The organism is Calothrix sp. CBUCES-K 9914 (assembly GCF_059640475.1).
Genome location: NZ_JBXXZH010000191.1, coordinates 1 through 18669 on the forward strand (window position 1 = coordinate 1; position 18669 = coordinate 18669).

16 protein-coding genes and 1 pseudogene are annotated in these 18669 nt (G+C 39.0%); 7 read left to right on the top strand and 10 right to left on the bottom strand.

The features are described 5' to 3' along the window. Positions 1-226 precede the first annotated feature (226 nt). Entirely contained in the window at positions 227-1624 is a 1398-nt protein-coding gene (locus AC2JBO_RS31690) for a hypothetical protein (RefSeq protein WP_496957609.1), read from the top strand. 21 nt (positions 1625-1645) lie between these two features. Here the strand turns inward: AC2JBO_RS31690 and AC2JBO_RS31695 are convergent, their stop codons facing one another. The 3 genes from AC2JBO_RS31695 to AC2JBO_RS31705 are packed head-to-tail and all read right to left on the bottom strand — an operon-like array spanning position 1646 to position 4843. After that, a complete protein-coding gene (locus AC2JBO_RS31695; RefSeq protein ID WP_496957610.1) occupies positions 1646-2437 on the bottom strand; it encodes a polysaccharide deacetylase family protein in 792 nt (263 codons plus the stop codon). Further along, positions 2430-3161, bottom strand: coding sequence for a glycosyltransferase (locus AC2JBO_RS31700; RefSeq protein WP_496957611.1), 732 nt, complete (start codon positions 3159-3161; stop codon positions 2430-2432). Before AC2JBO_RS31700 ends, AC2JBO_RS31695 begins: the two co-directional genes overlap by 8 nt. Before the next feature lie 53 nt (positions 3162-3214). Then, positions 3215-4843 (bottom strand): DUF2079 domain-containing protein, encoded by a 1629-nt coding sequence (locus tag AC2JBO_RS31705; RefSeq protein ID WP_496957612.1) that lies wholly within the window; start codon positions 4841-4843, stop codon positions 3215-3217. Positions 4844-5383: 540 nt separating this feature from the next. Between AC2JBO_RS31705 and AC2JBO_RS31710 the strand changes: the two genes are divergently transcribed. Next, positions 5384-6430, top strand: coding sequence for a 1-acyl-sn-glycerol-3-phosphate acyltransferase (locus AC2JBO_RS31710; RefSeq protein WP_496957613.1), 1047 nt, complete (start codon positions 5384-5386; stop codon positions 6428-6430). A 57-nt stretch (positions 6431-6487) separates the two neighbouring features. Here AC2JBO_RS31710 and rppA read toward each other — a convergent pair whose 3' ends face one another. Beyond that, entirely contained in the window at positions 6488-7171 is a 684-nt protein-coding gene (gene rppA / locus AC2JBO_RS31715; protein WP_496957614.1) for a two-component system response regulator RppA, read from the bottom strand. A gap of 84 nt (positions 7172-7255) precedes the next feature. Between rppA and hisG the strand changes: the two genes are divergently transcribed. Beyond that, complete coding sequence (hisG, locus tag AC2JBO_RS31720; protein ID WP_496957615.1) at positions 7256-7891, top strand: ATP phosphoribosyltransferase; 636 nt, start codon at positions 7256-7258, stop codon at positions 7889-7891. Next, complete coding sequence (locus AC2JBO_RS31725; protein ID WP_496957616.1) at positions 7891-8064, top strand: hypothetical protein; 174 nt, start codon at positions 7891-7893, stop codon at positions 8062-8064. Before hisG ends, AC2JBO_RS31725 begins: the two co-directional genes overlap by 1 nt. Here the strand turns inward: AC2JBO_RS31725 and AC2JBO_RS31730 are convergent. The 3 genes from AC2JBO_RS31730 to AC2JBO_RS31740 all read right to left on the bottom strand — a co-directional run bounded on the left by AC2JBO_RS31730 (position 8041) and on the right by AC2JBO_RS31740 (position 11731). Further along, positions 8041-8202: a PIN domain-containing protein gene (locus AC2JBO_RS31730; RefSeq protein WP_496957617.1), complete on the bottom strand. Its 162-nt coding sequence runs from the start codon at positions 8200-8202 to the stop codon at positions 8041-8043. The two genes, AC2JBO_RS31725 and AC2JBO_RS31730, sit on opposite strands and share 24 nt — an antisense overlap. Then, the gene (locus AC2JBO_RS31735; RefSeq protein ID WP_496957618.1) at positions 8189-8452 is read right to left on the bottom strand and encodes an AbrB/MazE/SpoVT family DNA-binding domain-containing protein; all 264 of its coding nucleotides are present in this window, start codon (positions 8450-8452) and stop codon (positions 8189-8191) included. Before AC2JBO_RS31735 ends, AC2JBO_RS31730 begins: the two co-directional genes overlap by 14 nt. A gap of 168 nt (positions 8453-8620) precedes the next feature. Beyond that, a complete protein-coding gene (locus AC2JBO_RS31740; RefSeq protein ID WP_496957619.1) occupies positions 8621-11731 on the bottom strand; it encodes an alpha-mannosidase in 3111 nt (1036 codons plus the stop codon). A gap of 167 nt (positions 11732-11898) precedes the next feature. Between AC2JBO_RS31740 and AC2JBO_RS31745 the strand changes: the two genes are divergently transcribed. From AC2JBO_RS31745 to AC2JBO_RS31755, 3 genes are all read left to right on the top strand, one after another. Further along, the gene (locus AC2JBO_RS31745) at positions 11899-13368 is read left to right on the top strand and encodes a hypothetical protein (protein ID WP_496957620.1); all 1470 of its coding nucleotides are present in this window, start codon (positions 11899-11901) and stop codon (positions 13366-13368) included. 309 nt (positions 13369-13677) lie between these two features. After that, entirely contained in the window at positions 13678-14520 is an 843-nt protein-coding gene (gene patR, locus AC2JBO_RS31750) for a heterocyst master regulator PatR (protein ID WP_496957621.1), read from the top strand. A 52-nt stretch (positions 14521-14572) separates the two neighbouring features. Continuing rightward, entirely contained in the window at positions 14573-15235 is a 663-nt protein-coding gene (locus AC2JBO_RS31755; protein WP_496957622.1) for a hypothetical protein, read from the top strand. Positions 15236-15248: 13 nt separating this feature from the next. Here the strand turns inward: AC2JBO_RS31755 and AC2JBO_RS31760 are convergent, their stop codons facing one another. From AC2JBO_RS31760 to AC2JBO_RS31770, 3 genes and pseudogenes are all read right to left on the bottom strand, one after another. Next, positions 15249-17774 carry a DUF3769 domain-containing protein gene (locus AC2JBO_RS31760; protein ID WP_496957623.1) on the bottom strand — a complete coding sequence of 842 codons (2526 nt, stop codon included), beginning with the start codon at positions 17772-17774 and terminating at the stop codon, positions 15249-15251. A 306-nt stretch (positions 17775-18080) separates the two neighbouring features. Next, positions 18081-18197 carry a photosystem II reaction center protein I gene (locus AC2JBO_RS31765; protein WP_496957624.1) on the bottom strand — a complete coding sequence of 39 codons (117 nt, stop codon included), beginning with the start codon at positions 18195-18197 and terminating at the stop codon, positions 18081-18083. 311 nt (positions 18198-18508) lie between these two features. Next, a pseudogene (locus AC2JBO_RS31770) lies at positions 18509-18669 on the bottom strand (aspartate carbamoyltransferase); the annotation flags it as partial.

The window sequence follows — 18669 nt, forward strand, 5'->3', positions numbered from 1 at the left end:
TCAGCACTCAGCACTCAGCACTCAGCACTCAGCACTCATTACTCAGCACTCAGCACTCATTACCCATTACTATTAAGTGAAAATACGGTTGTAATTTTTCCATAATTTACCGGATACGGAATAGATAGAACCTCGCTTATATATAGAGAAGAACGCGCGCAAGTGTAAAAAAACACTTCCCCAGGCTAGTTTTCTTATTCTAAATTGGTTTCATACGAGGTTTTAAATGGATAGCGCACAAGCGTATCAAAAATGCTTAAAACGGTTGACCTGGGCAGCCGAAAGCCTTAAATTGGATATTTCGCAAGCTCAACTTGAGCAGATTAATGATTTAATTGTGCAGCCGATGACAGGCCCGTGGCGGTTCTTTCATACTCCCCAACATGTTTTTGAAGTTGGGGGTACCAAAGACCCGATTGAAATTTTGGCTGCATTATTCCATGACCTTGTTTATGTACAAGTTGACTGGAGTATTAATTTTAATGTTGGCTATTATATTTCTCCATTTGCCAAAGAAATTAGCGGGCGCCTAACGATTCGTAGTCAATCAGATTTACCTGTTGATACAATCTTCGCAATAGTTATCAGTGTGTTTGGTTTTGCACCTGGGCAAATTCTCAACCCTTATTCTGGACAAAACGAATTCTTAAGCGCTTTGGTTGCAGCAAAAGTCTTAGAACCATTCGCTCCGGCGCCGTTATTAATGCAGATAGTCGCGTGTATTGAAGCGACTATTCCCTTCCGGAGAGCATGTGAAAAAGGGCTAACAGCTAGTGAGCAACTTCTAAAACGGTTACAATCAACCAATATCAAGTTTGATTTGCAGCTTACTGATACAGAACTATGTGAAACTGTGAAAAGGGGTGTGCGTGTTGCTAATCGCGATGTATGTAGTTTCGCGCATCCGAGTGCAGCAAAATTTCTGGCAAACACTTGGAATTTGCTTCCCGAAACCAATCATAATCTTGGAGCTTCTGGTGCTTATACGGTTGCCGACTATAGACTTGCTATACAGAAAATGGAAAGCTTTATGGCTTCACTTAAACCAGAAGTCATTTTTCGCTCCTTTCAGGGAGAACCTCGGCACCACACTTACAATATTTTTGAATATTACGCTAAACGAAATATTGAGGTCGGTCAACTGTATCTGAAGTCAAAGCTTGTTACTATCGCTTTGATTGAGGCTATTTCGTTTGCAATTGGATTAGACATACCTCTAGTAATTATGATGGGGGAAGTGCCTTTGCGCGGTTTTACTTTTATGCGACTCGAACACTTCCTACCTGAAGTGGCAAATCCATATGAACCTCAAACTCAAATTGAACAAGAAGTTTGGAATATACTCAAATATGGACGTGCGAAAAGTAACTACAGTGATTTACAACACTCTCCCATTGCCACATTTATCGTTAAATTGATTGGATTTGACGGTATTAAAAGTCAATCTGACTTGGCGAAACAATTTTTCATGGGCAATATTTCGAGTGAAGAATTTATTTCCAGCTTCCAAAATTCTTTACCAGAAAAACTCATCCGCGCGTTGCAGGATTTATTCGAGAGTCGTAAAGTTGCCGTTAGTCACTGTTACAAATTTACTTCTAACCAAAAAAGTCAACATTATTAGGTGGGCACTGCCCATCTTACCCTATATTTTTACTCGGCTTTTCAACTCATCAAAACAAACAAACTGCCCTTGACGTTTGAGCCAAACAATATATCTGTCTAATTTATCTACCATAACCTTACCGGACTTATTTTTTATATAACCAGGTAAACTAAAACCAGAAATATCTGTAAATTCCCACGGATGAAAGTAAAGATTTATGTATTTATCATGCCGAATAGTAAATAGTGAAGCTAATTTAATCAACCATAGTGGAAAGTTTTTAAAGCTCAACCAAAATAAAGGAAATCTGACTAAAGGCGTTACTGAAACCGGAATGTTTAATAAATTACCAGAATAATAAGCAGTTCTAGGTTTAAAAAAGTTATTATATCTTCCAGGTATGTAAGTTGGATTCATCGAAGAATTATATTGATACCCAGCTTGAGTAATTTCTGCATCATCAATCGGCTGAAGTCGAGCCATTCTAAACCCATTTATACTTTTACCTACCAATTCTCCTAAAACTAATCTTGACTTATGTAAATCGTCTACATCAAATTTAGAATGATAGAAACCGTGGGAAGCAATTTCGTGTTTTTGTGATATTTCGTGAATTATAGCCTGGTTGTGTAAGGCAAAATGTGCTGTTACAAAAAATGTTGCACGTACATTAGTTCTATCTAGAATCTCCAGAATCTTTTCTAGACCTTTGCGAGATACTTCAAGTTTGAGTTTTTCATCAATGGTTTGACCATATTCTTCAGGTATATCAAATTCCTCAATATCAAAACTCAATAAAATAGAGTTTGTTTTTGTTTTAGATTTACTCATACTTACCCTGACGGGAGTTGTACTGAATTTCAAATAAATTAAATAACATTTTTAACGAGTCTTTGAATAAATGAACCTTTGATTTTTTATTCATATGAGTATCTAGAACAGCAACAGGTATTTCACCAATACTATAGCTCCATTTCCATGCAATATAAATTAGTTCGACATCAAATGAGAATCCGGAAGTAAATTGGCGTTTAAATAAATCTTTAGCGACATTTTTCTTAAAACCTTTTATTCCTGCTTGCATATCTTTGAAAGGTAAATTTAGAATCATTCGTGATAAATAGTTGAAGGTTTCTCCAGCTATTTTCCTAATTAAACTAATTTTTTGAGTATTTTTATTTTGGCTTCTGCTGCCAATAACAATATCCATACTTTCTAATTTATCAACTAAAATAAGTAGGTTATCTAACGAATATGCTAAATCACTATCCAAGTAACATATATAATCACCTTTAGCGTTCATTACGCCAATTTTTACAGCATGACCTTTACCTTGGTTTGGAGAGTAAGAAATACAGCGAATATTATGCTTGCATGAATTAGTAATAGTTTTAGTTAATATCTCTTCTGTTCTATCAGTTGAACCGTCATTGACAAATATGAATTCATAATTAGGATGAATACTGCAAAAATCGATAACGTGCCTCAAAGTCCTTTCAATACATCCTGCTTCATTATACACAGGCATAATCACTGAGGTAATATGAGTTTTCATGATTAATCAATATCAACGCTACTAAGTTTGAAAGTTCTTTCGTTGTAAGCACTTCAGTGCTTTTGTAGTTCAAGTCGCAATTTACTCCATTTATCTAAAACCTCAGATTTAGAAACGATTTGTTTTTGCAGTAATATTACATCATCCTGAATATCTACAAAACCATATTTACCTTGATTTATCAATGAGTCAATAGATGAACTAAAATTTAATAAATCTATTCGCTCCTTTTGAAAGTTTTTTTTGTAGCGTAAATAACGCCAGACATCAGCTATAATAAAATCTACATAATCAATTTCTTTTAAATCATTTTCTATTTGTATATGAGGTAAACGCATTATCTCCCGACGAGTTGCTAAATGCGGAAGTAAATAAGTCGTTGTGGAAACGCTTGCGCTTGCTGGAATGTAGTTCATAAGCGCGCGAATATACCCTACATGTTCCCATTGACGAGTTAATGTAGTATGTACCCAAGGGTTAAAGGATTCAGGTATTAAAAAGTAAAACGCATAGTTTGGACTTGACGTTATTGTAAAAATCAGTGATAAAACTATACACCTTACCCACCATCGCCGTACAGATGCACTGAACTTTTCTTTATTTTGTGACCACCAAATAATAGCACCGTAAAAAATACCTGGCATTACAGTTAAAGCATACCGAACATTGACACCTAACGCAGCTTTTCGCTCTTGCATCAAAAGTACTAGTAGAGGAGGACTTATTGTTATCCAAGCAGCAGGTGACATGGCAGGTACAAATAGTAAAGGCAACCAGTGGTTGAGTATATATCGCACTCTTCGATCAAAAGGAGTGAACAAGCTCTTCAAAAGTTCCAGAGGATGAGTTAGCATTCCCCACAACACTTGTAGCGTACTCGGACTACTGTTACCAGGAACAAACTTCCCAAAATACTCTCTTAAATACAGTCGCGAATTATCATTGGAAAAAAGACCCATGACTTGATTTGTTACTAAAGAAACATAGGCAAAACTAACCAAGCACAAACAAAACCCTAAGCGCGCGTGACGACGGGTATATATTAAATAAAGACCAAAACCAAATAAAGTTATTCCTGTATCTTCGCGGATTCCTAACGTTAAAGCAACAAACAACCAAAATAACGACCATTTACGTTTGGCAAATGCTAACAGCATACTAAATACAAACAATGGTATTTGACAATGCTCATAAAAATTTGCAAACGTCGAACCAATGACTGTATTTGCGCCGTAGTAACCAGCTACAATTAAGATAGCGATGTTCGTAGGCAAATAATGACGCGCTAGTGCATATAGCACGAAACCCGCAGCCGTCATTAAAACTACTTGTAAAATAACTAAAGTGGCGCCTGTAGGGAATAAAGCATATATTGGAAACCAAAGTAAAAAATCTATAACGAAATGTTGCCCTAGATGATTATAAAATACCTTGTGCATTTGACCATCAGCAATTACAGCGCTCGATTGACCTGACGACAGCGAACCCTGAAAAAAATGTCCATGAACAGTATTCCAAAACAACTGATCAAAAAGCGCTTGGTCATAAGAAGCGTAGAAACTATAAAAGCGATGTAGTGCAAAAAATGATACTAGTACAAAGAAAATGCTTGCCAGTACGCATACAGTACGCCAGCCAGAAGCTTTATCTAGTGATAACTTCCTAATGTTGCCTATAAGCATGTTATAGTCTACGACCTGTAATTTTAAATGCCTATATTGATAACATATTAAGAAGCTAAAAACAAGATTACAACAACATCAATTATTAATAATACTCAGTTTTTGAATTTTGATCCCCCCAACCCCCCTTATTAAGGGGGGCTAAAATTCTCTTAAACTCCGCCGTATTAAGGAAACTAAAATTTTATTAAAGTCCCCTTTCCACGCGGGGGATTAGGGGGATCGATTTTAAGTTAATATCAAAACCTACATGGTATTATCTTAATTATTTAATAATTATCATTGATCTTACTAACAACTATAAAATATATTTATTTTAGAAATTATAAATTATTTTTAAATCAATCAAAGTATTTGTAAGGTGGCTTTTGCCGCACCTACTTATTAATAGTTTTTAACTTGCGCGAATCAAGTGGCAGTGGCAAAGTATATTTATTTACTTTAGAATAAACAATATATAACTTAATTCTGTAGAAAGAGGCTGAAATCAAGACTACAAAGTTCAAATCGGAAACATTTAGTTAAATTTGTTATAAAATTATGATAAATCAGAATTCGCAAAGTTTTATCGGTGTAATTGACCCGCAATTACAAACCTTTTCAGGTGACAGCTACACATATAGCTATAAATATAGTTGGTTCGATTGGTTTTGCTTATGGTATCCCCCTGGATGGCTAGTCTTATTTAATCGTCACTGGCAACATTATAATTCTGACCCCGATGGTTGGAAATGGTATGAGTACGTATTATTTCTGATTCCTGGTGGATTTTACTTAGGTTTATTGATACGCTGGTTACGTTTGGGTTGCCGTTTACCTCGTAGCGAGCAAAATGAGTTTAATTTAAATTATCAACAAGCGTTTCGTCAGGAAATACTGGCGCCAATTATCAAAAAGTACTTCCGCGCGGAGTTAAAGCAAATTGAAAACTTACCAGCATCAGAACCTTTAATAGTAGTTATGAATCATGCTGGGATGTGTTTTCCGTGGGATTTTATCACTCTTGGTTATTTACTTAGCGAAAAACGTAATTGGGTAATAAAACCGCTTGCCGAAGTCGCTTTATTTGAACATCCTTGGATAGTTTGGTGGTTGCCTGTTGGGTGGTCGAATGTTTTAGGTGGTGTACGTGCAGAATATGAAGCTTTTGAGAGCGCTGTTAAAGACTTGCAGGTTATTCTTTATGCTCCAGAAGGAATACGTGGACCACAAAAAGGTTGGCAAAAACGCTACCAGCTACAAAATTTTGATATCAGTTTTGTACAATTAAGTCAGCGCTATCAAGTTCCGATTCTTCCTGTAGTTTGTATTGGCAGCGAGAGTCTACATCCTTGGACTGTAAATATTAGAAAAATTCAAAGGCTATTCAAACTACCATTTTTACCAATTTCTCCATTAATGTTATTACTGGTTATTTTTCCTTCAATGGGTATTTGGGCAATGCCCGCGCGTTTACGCTATTACATTCAAAGTATGGAAGTTGATACGCTAAACATTAATGATAATCGACATGAGGCTTATCGAAACGCTCGCACGTTAAAAGAAAAAATGCAAAAGTTTGTAAATAAACACTTGACTTTGACTTAATCTTGTGGAGTGGGCATCCTTGCCCACTCCACAAGAGAGTTAACAAGAGGATTTCAGCTAACTACCAAAACGATAACCTTTACCATATACAGTATTAATTAACTGTGTTTCTCCCGTTGATTCTATTTTGCGACGCAGTAAGCGAATTAATGCTGCAATTACATTACTACTAGGCTGCTCATCTGGGTTCCACAAATTTTCCATAATTTCGGCATGTGTAAGCAACTGTCCAGCGTTTTCCATGAGATATTGGAGTAGCTGACTTTCTTTTTCCGATAGCTCTATTACTCTGCCACCACGGTAAGCTACTTGATTTTCAATATCTAATTCTAAATCGGCTACAGTTAAACGCGCGGTAGGTGTTTCTTGTACTTGTATAGTTGATGAACGTCGCAGCAGTGCCCGAACGCGCGCGAGTAACTCCCGTAGTTCAAACGGTTTAACTATATAATCATCGGCGCCTGCATCTAAACCTTGAACGCGGTCATCCAGCGTATCTTTTGCCGTGAGAAATAGTACAGGTGTTGTTTTACCTTGGCGCCGAAGTTCTTGACAAATTTCTAAACCGCTTACTCCAGGTAGCATCCAATCTAAAATCAACATGTCATAATCGCCACTCAGTGCCAGTTCACTACCATTAATTCCATCATAAGCAGCATCAATGTTATACCCTTCGCGCGTCAGTAATCGACTCAAAGGGTCTGTAAGTTCTACTTCGTCGTCAACTAAAAGGATTCTCATTATTTTAGATTTTAGATTTTTGATTAGTCAAACGCTGATAAACTTAGAACTAGCTCGAACCTGAAAGCTGAAATCCAAAATCGCATGATTACTGTTGCATTGCCAAAAGGTGGACTTTTAAAAGATAGCATTCGCTTATTGCAGGATGTTGGATTAGATTTTAGTGCGTTTTTAGACTCAGGAACTCGTCAATTACAACTCCCTGATACAAGCGGAAAAGCAAAAGGACTCTTAGTTAGGGCGCAAGACGTTCCTGTATACGTAGAATACGGACAGGCACATATTGGTATAGTTGGATATGATGTGTTACGTGAGAAAAAACCAAGTGTAGCTCACCTTGTTGATTTAAAGTTCGGCTACTGTCGATTATCGGTAGCAGTTAAAGAATCAAGTCCCTATCGTTCACCATTAGATTTACCCGCAAACGGTCGGGTTGCATCAAAATACGTCAACTGCGCGCGTGAGTATTTCCAAAGTCTTGATTTACCTGTTGAAATTATCCCATTGTCTGGTTCAGTAGAACTTGGACCAATTACAGGAATCTCCGAAGCCATTGTAGATATAGTATCAACTGGACGAACGATGTACGAAAACGGTTTAATTGAAATTGAAAGACTGTACGAAAGTACCGCGCGTCTAATAGCTCACCCATTAAGTTACCGTTTGAATGTAGGTAATATGGATGATTTAATTAGTAAACTTGAGGGCATTTTAAATTGATGTCAGAACCAACTATCGATTTTGACACAAACCCAACAGTTCCGACTAGTGAATATGATCATATCGCGCGCATTGCTTTACCTGGTTACGAAGCAATGCACACAATGGTGCTATCTATATTAAAATCTCAGCTTCCCAAAACCGCAAACCTATTTAAATTTGTATGCAATTAAAACCCACTCGGTCTCAAGAATTACTGTGTCGGGTATGAAAATATCGTTATTTTGGAAAATCTCTAGACTTTTCAGATACTGAGCTTCATCATCTTGAGTTAAAAGTCCTACAATTACATTAGTATCAACTGCCACCATTGTATGATTCCTCTACACCTTGACGAATAGCATCTTCCATATCTTCTAAAGTTTTAGGTGTGCCATAATACTTTAAACACCCTGCGACATTATTCAAAGATGTCTCTGGAAAAGGCTTTTTGGATTTAAGAAGTATTCCGTCTTCTGTTGCTACTACAATCAATTCATGTCCAACCTCCCAACCATATGCTTTTCGTAATGGTTCGGAAATAATTACCTGTCCTTCGTTTGAAACTTTTGTTACTTCCATTGATTTAATGGTTTTATTGCTTTTTGTTACCAATATTATAAGTTAGTTTAGACTAAAAGAGCAATTGTACTAACAATTACTCTTTTTGAACTATTTAGGACTTATAATATCGTTACCATTAAGAGTCGGTGCGTGACGCTACAAGTTCTATAACTACGTTGAAGTTTTTTATAGCGTCACGCACCCTACTTTATAACTCTGCATTTTCCAAGGTTTAATTGATGACTCAGTACTTTGTAAAGGACGTTCTAACAAATCGACAGGCGCCTCCAATACTATACCAAAATCACTTTGCGGTTCTATTTGTGTCTCTTGACCGTGACATTCATAGCATCGAAGTATCCAAGCATTAGAATCTTCAGCTTGTTTTAATGCCATTAATATGAGATTTTTGCTTCCTAAATTTAAAAAGCTAACGCTATCTTTTATTGACTCCGAGTTAGATGTTACATCCTGACGCATAATAACTTGTAATGGAGCATTTAATTCGTATCCTTTTTGTACTGTGTGCGCTTCTTCCCAACTACCTGCATGAGGATACACGGCATACGTAAATTCATGTATGCCTTTATCGGCTTCTGAGTCAGGCCATTCAGAACCTCGCAGTAAAGTTAAGCGAAGTTGATTTGGTGTTGCATCGTAGCCATATTTACAGTCGTTCAATAAACTAATACCGTAGGAATTCGAGGTTGTTAAATCAGCCCATTTTAATGCTGGTACTTCCCATTTGGCTTTTTCTTCTGGTGTTTGAGGTTTTGTTGTACGCTTAATGGCGCCGCAAGGAATTTCGTAGGTGGCAAAATCTGATTCAATAGTCAAGGGAAAAGCAGCTTTAACTAATACGTGACGTTCTTGCCAATCAACGCGCGTTGCTATTTTAAGATATTGCGAACCTTTTTCCAAAATGTAATCTTGGCAAAATTCAGAATTTCCAAGGGTGCGAACTACACGTAACCGAGATTGAATTACACCTCTATCAAGCCATTGAATTGATTTTAACTGTGTCTGTGGTAAAGGGTGCTGTGCATAATTTGGGTCTATATTCCAACCATCCCAATATTGACCGCTATCTTTCCAGCTTTGAAGTTGGTTTCCGGCGCCGCTAAGAATTTCTTTTTGATTAACTAGGTCGTATATACTATTTAAATCCCCAGTTTGCTCGTTGATAAGTACCCGTAGATATTCATTTTCTAGGGTAAATCCTTGAGAGTTAGGTATATTATCACATGTACCTGGGCAAAGCCAGAAAATACGGTATCCAACAGAGGGTATATTTTCAGCGAGGAATAATAGTTTCGATGAGTTGCTTTGTGAAGGTATTATTCCTTGTGAAGAATAAATACAGGCAACAGAAAAAGATTCGGGTAAGTCTACACTAACAACTTCAGTACGCATCCAGTTAAGAGAATTAAAAACAAAAATAGGTTTTGCTTCGGGATGGGGTGGTGTGGGTAAAGGCGCCTGAAGTGCAATTTCATGTAAAGATTTATGTAAAATCTCATTTCCCACTCTTTCGACTTCTTGCCATTCGGGTAATGCGTCGGTGTAAACTTCGGTAATTGACGAACCAGGTAATATATCGTGGAACTGGTTGAATAATAACTTTTTCCAAGCAGTTTCTAGTTCAGCTTTGGGATATTTTACTCCATAGCTAATCGTAGTCCATGCTGCAAAAATTTCTGCCTCGTATAATAAAATTTCACTCTTTCGGTTGAAGCGTTTTTGGTCGCCATGTGTAGTGTAACAACCGCGATGAAATTCCAAATACAATTCATCATCCCACGTAGAGACGTGACATGTCACGTCTCCCATCAACCTTGATTGAATATGACGTAAATAATTTTCAGCGGTAGTAAATTCTAAATTTGGGAAAAATTCAGATTTTTGCCAGCGTTGCGCGATTTCTAACATATCACGAGTTGGTCCACCACCGTGGTCGCCAACACCAGGAAGCCAAAGTGAGTTAGAAATACCAGTTTGAGTTTCCCACGAAAAGCTATATGCAGCCATTTTTTCTGGGTCGATACCTTCCCCAATAAGTGCTGACATATAGCTAAATATTTCACTACCATCAGGAGAACGCCATAAAAAGGCGCCGTAGGGAAATTTAGTAGTATCGTTCCAGCGTAGTTTCTGGGTAACAAAATATTCGATACCTGCAGAAAGCATAAACTGCGGTAGTGTCCAGCAAAACCCAAATGTATCAGGAACCCAAACAATAGGGGAAATTTTGCCGAATTTTTCTTGGGTGTAACGTTGTCCGTAAAGAAGTTGCCTGACTATTGATTCTCCGGAAATTAAATTCAAATCAGGTTCGACCCAGAAACCACCTAAAACTTCCCATTTACCAGTTTGAACTTGAGCCTGTATTTGAGCAAACAAGTCGGGACGATTTTCTTCTACCCAAGCATATAAAGCGGGTGTTGAGTGACAAAATATTAAATCAGGAAAATCTTGCTGCAATTTTAATACAGACTCGAAGGTGTTTTGTGCCGCGCGCCAGGTTTCTTCAACTTGCCATAACCATGCCATGTCTAGATGCGCGTGACCTAGGAGGTGTATTGTTTTAGATTTTAAATCCCCGCAACCCCCCTTAATAAGGCAGGTTTTAAGAGAGTCTTTCTCTGTGTGTAGAGACCGAATTAATTCGGTCTCTACTGTGTCTCTGTAGTGAAACTCTTCGACAGCGCTGACTAAAGTAGATAATTGTTCTGGAGCAAAAGTTTCCAAATACTGCTTGATAACAGCTATCTCCGAAGCAACAAAACTAGCATCTTCGGGACTATCCGATTCAAAAACTAGATGCGAACGCATGAGGGCGCCGTTATCGTGTGCCGGACTGACTAACCGTAGCGCTACAATAAAACTATCGCCGGGATTAACTGCTTCAGATAGTAGTACTCGTGGTGAGAAGTCGAATAAATCTCCTGCTGCGACAAGTTTATCGTTAGCGTAAACCTGTACTTCAGAAGCCCACCATACCAAAGCCAAGCGTAAAGATAAACCTTGTAGGGGATAACTTGGTATTAAATATTGGGGAACAACAATCTTCTGCGCTAACCACAAAACCTTGCTTCCCTTATCCCAAGCAACATGACCTTTTTCGTTGACAGCGGTGCCGTCCCATTGTGATATATCTTCTTTGAATACTTCGCTTGCCGTGAAATTAGTGTGTGAATATCGCCAAGCAGTTTGTACCGAGACTTGACATAACGCGCGTAGGTTCTCAATTACGGTGATGATTGATTTGGTATCCGATACGGGTAAAGAGGGAGTCATATTTAAATCGCTAGTATATTTTAGTCTTTAATTAAGGATAAAGATTTATAGCCAAATATATTTGAAATTTCAGTTCTAAAAACTATTTAATACAGGTAGTATTGTTTCAGTTCGACGAATTACCCTGACTACAAAAAACCGTATTGTTTCGACTCCTAACTTAAACTATGACTTCTAGTCGCTATCAAAGTAAGCTTTTTAACTTTTTCTCCCGTCAGTCACATCGTATCGGTGACTTGGTTGGACGCACCTGGCGCTCCGGTAGAGTAGCGGCTAATTGGTCGTTAGAAGCACTATTTTACCCTGTATTTGTACTTATTCAAAAAGCCGTCAATGTTGCTAAACTCAAACCACAGCAAGAACAGTTAAAGTTAGATGCTGATAATAAAACTTCTGGCACAACTTCCTCTTCACCTGTTATCCCTAACAGCGATACAGCAATTGTACGTATGTTGGAAGTCGTTAAAAAATTACCGTCGCGCGATACAAATAGCTTAAACTCCACAGCAGAAAAACTGGATTACGTAAAATATCATCAACAGTTAGAAATAAATGATACAGTAAAATCGTATTTGCCAGCAGTACAAGGTATTGCTACACATTTGGGAAATAAGCATCTGGTTCTGGTTACAACTGATAATAAAGTGCTGGATATACTCACTTTGAAGCAGCAGCAAAAGTTACAGGATAAAATTATTGCGGAAGTCGCAGAATATTGGAGATTGCGGCATTTAATTGGTGAGCAGGTACAGAATTTATCACCCGAAATAGACCAACTGTTACATAAATTAACGGGAGGTGAAACATATAAAGTATCGGAGGTAACATCGAAACTTAAAGTTAATACACAATTATCTACACAATTAACCACACAATCGCCTTCACAATCGTATATATCTGGCTTAGATAGTGCTATCGCTTATTTTGAATCAAGCGCATTGACTGTAAGGCAGAAAGTACAACAAAAGTTAGATATGTTAAATGTTTTCTCGTTGGACACAAAAATCGCTCAAACTAGTCAAAATCATAATCCATATCGAGTTGCTGCGATTCGCACGCTTATAAATCAAGCTATTAGTTACTTTTTTGGTCAGACAACTGCAAAGCTTGGTGGGGAAGTTACAAATATATATATAAACCCACAACATGAATTAACCACATTCCCAAAGCTCAAGCAGTCAATTAAGCAGTCAACAGATTTTGCTGAAGACCTATGGTTGACATTCGACGATTTGTTTGGAGAGGAGCTACGTGCTGAGAATGAAGCGGCGCCTCAAAATTGCTTTACGAGTGGGGAAAATCAAAGGTTATTGAGTCAGTATAAAGCTTCCGGAGAATTGATTTTATCACAAAAGGGGTGTCAAGCCATAACCCAAAACCAAAAAAAATCTGCTGTCCCTCAACAAATCGAATCAAATATTTTAATATCTAATAAAGTAGATAGCATTACGAGTAAACAAAGTTCTCAAAAACCAGATGTTGAAGATAAACCCGAATTTATCGAAATTAGTGCTATGAGCGTTGGATACGAACAACATGTTCTGGAAAGAATTTTGGAATGGTTGGATAATTTAATGCTTTGGTTAGAAGACAAATTCGTAAGATTACTTAAACTAATCCAGCGAATATTAACGTAGAATCAAAAGTTAAACATAAGTTAAGTAAATGGTAAACCAATATTACTCGTATGTACAATCTTCGGATGTTTTATTCACAAGGCACCGTTCGCAAGGAGTGGGTTTGTTATGCAGGAACTTGATAATTAACATAAACCGATACAAGGGGTAGAATGTATTTGAAATGCTTCTCTAAATAAAGTTCTCAATCTACTTGCGTAATATATTGTAAATGCAGTATTATAAATAACTTTGACAATTTGATGAAAAAAGCATTGTTCAATGTAACAATAACAATGCTTATTTCGCGTACTTTGATGAGATTGTAACATGAGTGATACTACTTCTACGACTCCTACTTCTGAAACTGACACGGTTGATACGGCTGATACGGCTGATACGGCTGATACGGCTGATACGATTAATGGTGACGATACAGCAGCACCTGCGTTATCTCAACCAATTCCGCCACCAACACAGCCACAGCAATATCGAGCAATAGGGTTATTGTGGGGAAAATACACCCCCAGCGCCGAAGAAATCAACAAAGGAATATTGCTTGCCACTGACGGTACAATCGTGGACGCGGTTGTTAAAGGCAAAGTACTGGGTTTGGTTAAATCCTCAATTATCGATTTAGAGAAAGAACATTTGTGGGTGGTTTACCCAAAAACGCCAAAAGAAGAGTCTCCTATACCCCTACATGTGCAAATAGCGGGTATTTGGGAACCAGAAACGCTGCATCCAGAATTCGTTGCAACCGAGTTGCTGTACAAAGCAGATGAATTCTCAATACAAGGAGAAGTCGTCTTTCAGGAAAACCAAAAAGGCTTAATAGTAGTTAAGATACAACGAGCAGCGCTTCAACCAGGTGATGTGCCCAAATACTTCAAGCTTAAATTGCTCGGATATTTACCACCCAAAGCTGCAAAAAACTTTTGGGAGTTTAAGGTAAAACGTGTGGGAACGGATTTAGTTATTCAGTCAGCGGAAAATATTGCATCGTTAGCACCTCCAGGTAGACCAGGAGGTAAAAGACCTTTTGATAAAAATAGAGGAGGAGGAGGAGGAGGTTATCGTCCGAAAGATGGCGCCCGTAAACCTTTCCCGAAAAAAGGTCCAACCAGTGGTAGTCCAGCACAACCACCCGTTCTCAAGAAACCACAGCCTTAAAAATAAAAAACGCACTTTAATTAGTAATTGCTAAGTAGCATTATTCTTCGGTATGCCTAAACCAAAATCAAAATCGAATAAAGACTTCTCGTCCCAACCGGAAACTCCTTCCGCACCAGAGCAGCAGCTATTGAGTATTAAGCCAAAAAGACCTCCGCAGGAACCTACAGTTGAAGCGGAAAAGACTAGTGTGCAACCAGTTGAGCAGAAACTACTCAGTATTAAGCCCAAAAAGGTCGAGGAAGTAATACCATCAAAAGAAGCGCGCGAACAATCTGACCAAGATAACGAAGTTACACCGCCATCTGAAAGGCGCCTAGAGTCAACTAAAGAAGTTATACCACCTAACGATAGGCACCTAGAGTCAACTAAAGAAGTTACATCGCTATCTGATAGGCACCTTGAGTCAGAAACTGAAGAGAATAGACTGCAAAAACCAACATTTCAAAAGCCGCAGCTTAGAAAGCCACAGCCTCCGCCATACAAGAATTTGGAAGAAGTAACTACAAGCAATGGAGATACATTCATTGTTGGCGAACAAGTCAAAGTTACAACTGCGAATTATGGAGAATATATTGTAGCAATTAAGTTTATATATGAAGCTGCGGATGGTAGTATTTGGGCGAGCTATTCGCACACAAACAAAGAACAAAGGCATCCTTGGCGATGGGGATGCTGTCGAGCAGATTTACTGAAAAAAGAGTCTAACGAATGAAATAAAACTTACCTTATCGCTGCTCCACACCACCAACCACTGGTTTAACCTCAGTCTCATCAGAGAATGGGTCTGTACCACCAGTCCAGTTAAAGTCACTAATGCGGAAACTAATACCCCCTAGTTCTTGAACTGGATTGTAACGTAGTGTAATGCCGTAAGTACGACGGCTATACTCTAGGGAATATTCGGTACTGAGACTTTGCCCATTGTCAACGTTGATTGAGGTTTGGAAACCAAGTCGAAAAGGTCCGTAGATTTGTTGAACTAAACCAAGGTTTACAATTCTGTTATCAACCGCGCGGTCGAATAGAAACGGTGATAACCCGTTATTTAAACCTTGGGTATAGCTGATATTGAAAGCTGTGTAATCTAAGAAGGGTTTTGAGAAATTCCCAAATTGTCCTTGTAAACCAGCGGTAGCAAGTAAAGTGCTTTGATTATCGCCGCTCGTGTAAAAGCTTGTAGTCGCGTTGAGTTCGCCGTAAGCGTTAATATAAGGTACGAGTGGATTGGGTGTATAGCGTAATCCCTCGGTTGGAGTTGGTGGTAATGCTTTTCCTTTCCATAACGGTACACCACCAAAAAGTCTGGCGTTCGTTTGGAAGCGACCTAGCGAGATGCGGTCATTATCTCGTTTAATTGCAAGCAAGTCTAATCTATCTGTATTTGCATCAATATACTGGGCGCCAACTTGGTAAGTTAAGTTCAACCCACTTTTTCCTAAAGGTATAACAGGAGAAAGTAGTACACCGCCTAAACTGCTTTGTACCCGTTGGAAACCAAGCGTTCCATTATAGAACCTATCGCGGTAGCTGTACTCTAAGTTCAAAGTATGAGGGTTTTTGGCACCGAGGGTTTGTTGATATCGCACATTTGCCCGCAAACTATCCTCGATTTTACTAAAGTCCAAAGTCTCGAATGTTCCATTTCCTTCAATGCGACTTGTTGGACTCAAAACAGCTTTGAGCCTACCTCTCACACCAAACAGCGAAGCTAAATTATCGCTACCTGTTATTGCTTTCTGAACATAAAACTGAGGTGTAACTGAGAAACTAGCCGTATCGGAACTAAATATATCAAAACCGCGTTCGATGAATAAGCCACCGCGCTGTTCGCCATCATAACCAATCGATGCGATGAGTGGTGTGGCATCACGTTCACTGCGGTCAATTACCTGCTCGTTTCTGGGAATTGGCAAAGTTGTTCGTTGGTCGAATACTAAACGCTGTCCTTGTGTAGTTACTCTGTCTCGCTGCGGTGTTTCTCGCGTCAGGGTTAGTTTATTCGCGCGTAATTCAAGTTCCGGTGGGGAAAATGGGTCATTTGTCAACTTCACGTCACGCGCTTGTAAACCGCGCGGATAAAAGCTGATTTGCGCTGCCTCAAAACGGACTCGTCGTACTTGCCCACCTTGTTGTAGCCCCGGAATATTAGCTGCGTTAGCATTACTACCAACACCAACATTAATACCCCCTGGACTTCCGATACCTGTTAGCGGTTGGTTTTGACGAATACGGTCGCTTAGAGGTCGTCTTTGTACTCCTAATGATGAACTCGTAGCTGTACCTGGTTGTGCAAAAGCAAAGTCAGTACCAGCAGTTGGGATAAAAATTTCACCGCTACCACGTTCGAGTTCGCCGTCATCTTGAACAAAATTATAGGTAAATCGCTGTCCGCGTAGCACTTGGTCGCCGCGCGTTAGTGCGACGTTGCCGTCACCAACTGCGATTAAATTATCCAAATTTACTTGTAAGCGGTCAGCGTCAACAACTGCCCCATCAAACCGGACAACTACATTACCTTCTGCCGTAACTACTCGACGTTGTTCATCGTACTCCTGACGGTCAGCAACTATTTCTACAACCCTACGTGTATCTTGTGGACTTTTTGGAGTTGGAGTTGGAGTTGGAGTTGTATTGTTTGGTTGAGGCGCCTGTGTTGGTTGACTATCTTGTTGACGCGACTTAAATTCAATTGTTGAAGGGGAATTTTGTTGATTTTGAGCGTAAAATTCCAAGCTTACAGGTGGCTGACTTGATGGAAATGTCCCTGTTGTATTGCCATCAGTAGTTTTTGACTGTTTTGATTGTGCTAACTTTTTTACCAACACCTCCCGAGAAGGTTGTGATAAATTACGACTTTTAGAGACTGTTTGGCTAACTTCTGCCTGCTCCAAAGTTGCTGTACTATCTTGTTTACTGGTATTACCTTCCAAAGAGTAACCAACCGCCAACCCTGAACCAAGCGCTGCGGCAGTTGATGGTGTGGTTTGAGGTGTAAGTTCGGGCGGAAATTTTTCTGGTTGAGTTGGCTTTGCAGGAGTTTCAGCAATTAAATGATATTTTGCAAGGTTTTGCTGTGGCGAAGATAATTCTGCTTGCCCCGACGAGTGAACTTGATTTTCGTTATTGTTATCACTGCTACTATTATTAAGAACAACTTTGACGTTGGGCGCCTTAGTAATATTTTGTGTTGTAGCAGAATCAGATGATTTTTGAATAGCAGGTGGCGTAGGCGGCAGAACTGGATGGAGCATATAGCGTTACAAGCTTATAGACAGCCAACAATAAGTCGGAGGCACAACTTTAAAGGGCGCGTATCACCTTCCGACTTATAGACTTTTACATTTTGCGAGCGCGAATTGCAAGCCGCCTGGTTAACAAGGCAGTGCCGTAGGCGATTTTCCCAACTTCAAATAGCATCCATCTTAATGCATGAAACATTTTGATAAATAATAAAGTTGGTTAAATTCGTGCTTTCTACCTTACGGCAGCAACAGTCTGCATCTAAAGTAAATCAAGACGAATGCTCAGATGCGACTACCTTGATTAATTACCGAGTATTACTCGAAATCCCGGCGTCCGGGGTTGCGAGAAGGGTCATTCGATAAGAATCCAAACACGAAAAGGAGTACAAAGAAAGCAACAACGATATAAACGGCGATTTTTAAAGTCAGCATGAGAGATTCCTTCGGATTTGCGGATTTGCGCTGATTTGATCTGCGATGCAGAAAAAGATAGCTCCTCTATCTTACCGAAATCTCAGCTCTTTTTGTCGCTTGTTACACAGAGTAGTTGAATCGACGTTACTGATAGAAAATCACCCTTTAGCTCAAAGACGCTTCTTGTTGAGGTTTAGTTTCTGTGAGGTGCCTGATTGATCACTTCAAGAAAAATAACTTTCCGAAAACTTATAATTGTTTTGACGTTCGATTACACCAGATGTTTCATCAGATTCCCGACAACTTTTATGCACGTCGGTAATCTGACGTTAAACCGCTTTACCACTACCAATTAAATAAAGTAATGCCATACGAACAGCTACGCCGCTGGTAACTTGGTTTTGAATTAAACTAAATTCCGGGTCGTCCATCAAATCCGAGCTAATTTCGACACCACGGTTGACTGGACCTGGGTGCAGTACTTTCACGT

Bases quoted from the DNA above. Each gene is read 5' to 3' on its own strand.
- AC2JBO_RS31690 (WP_496957609.1), top strand. From the start codon at position 227: ATGGATAGCGCACAAGCGTATCAAAAATGCTTAAAACGGTTGACCTGG.
- AC2JBO_RS31695 (WP_496957610.1), bottom strand. From the start codon at position 2,437: ATGAGTAAATCTAAAACAAAAACAAACTCTATTTTATTGAGTTTTGAT.
- AC2JBO_RS31700 (WP_496957611.1), bottom strand. From the start codon at position 3,161: ATGAAAACTCATATTACCTCAGTGATTATGCCTGTGTATAATGAAGCA.
- AC2JBO_RS31705 (WP_496957612.1), bottom strand. From the start codon at position 4,843: ATGCTTATAGGCAACATTAGGAAGTTATCACTAGATAAAGCTTCTGGC.
- AC2JBO_RS31710 (WP_496957613.1), top strand. From the start codon at position 5,384: ATGATAAATCAGAATTCGCAAAGTTTTATCGGTGTAATTGACCCGCAA.
- rppA (WP_496957614.1), bottom strand. From the start codon at position 7,171: ATGAGAATCCTTTTAGTTGACGACGAAGTAGAACTTACAGACCCTTTG.
- hisG (WP_496957615.1), top strand. From the start codon at position 7,256: ATGATTACTGTTGCATTGCCAAAAGGTGGACTTTTAAAAGATAGCATT.
- AC2JBO_RS31725 (WP_496957616.1), top strand. From the start codon at position 7,891: ATGTCAGAACCAACTATCGATTTTGACACAAACCCAACAGTTCCGACT.
- AC2JBO_RS31730 (WP_496957617.1), bottom strand. From the start codon at position 8,202: ATGGTGGCAGTTGATACTAATGTAATTGTAGGACTTTTAACTCAAGAT.
- AC2JBO_RS31735 (WP_496957618.1), bottom strand. From the start codon at position 8,452: ATGGAAGTAACAAAAGTTTCAAACGAAGGACAGGTAATTATTTCCGAA.
- AC2JBO_RS31740 (WP_496957619.1), bottom strand. From the start codon at position 11,731: ATGACTCCCTCTTTACCCGTATCGGATACCAAATCAATCATCACCGTA.
- AC2JBO_RS31745 (WP_496957620.1), top strand. From the start codon at position 11,899: ATGACTTCTAGTCGCTATCAAAGTAAGCTTTTTAACTTTTTCTCCCGT.
- patR (WP_496957621.1), top strand. From the start codon at position 13,678: ATGAGTGATACTACTTCTACGACTCCTACTTCTGAAACTGACACGGTT.
- AC2JBO_RS31755 (WP_496957622.1), top strand. From the start codon at position 14,573: ATGCCTAAACCAAAATCAAAATCGAATAAAGACTTCTCGTCCCAACCG.
- AC2JBO_RS31760 (WP_496957623.1), bottom strand. From the start codon at position 17,774: ATGCTCCATCCAGTTCTGCCGCCTACGCCACCTGCTATTCAAAAATCA.
- AC2JBO_RS31765 (WP_496957624.1), bottom strand. From the start codon at position 18,197: ATGCTGACTTTAAAAATCGCCGTTTATATCGTTGTTGCTTTCTTTGTA.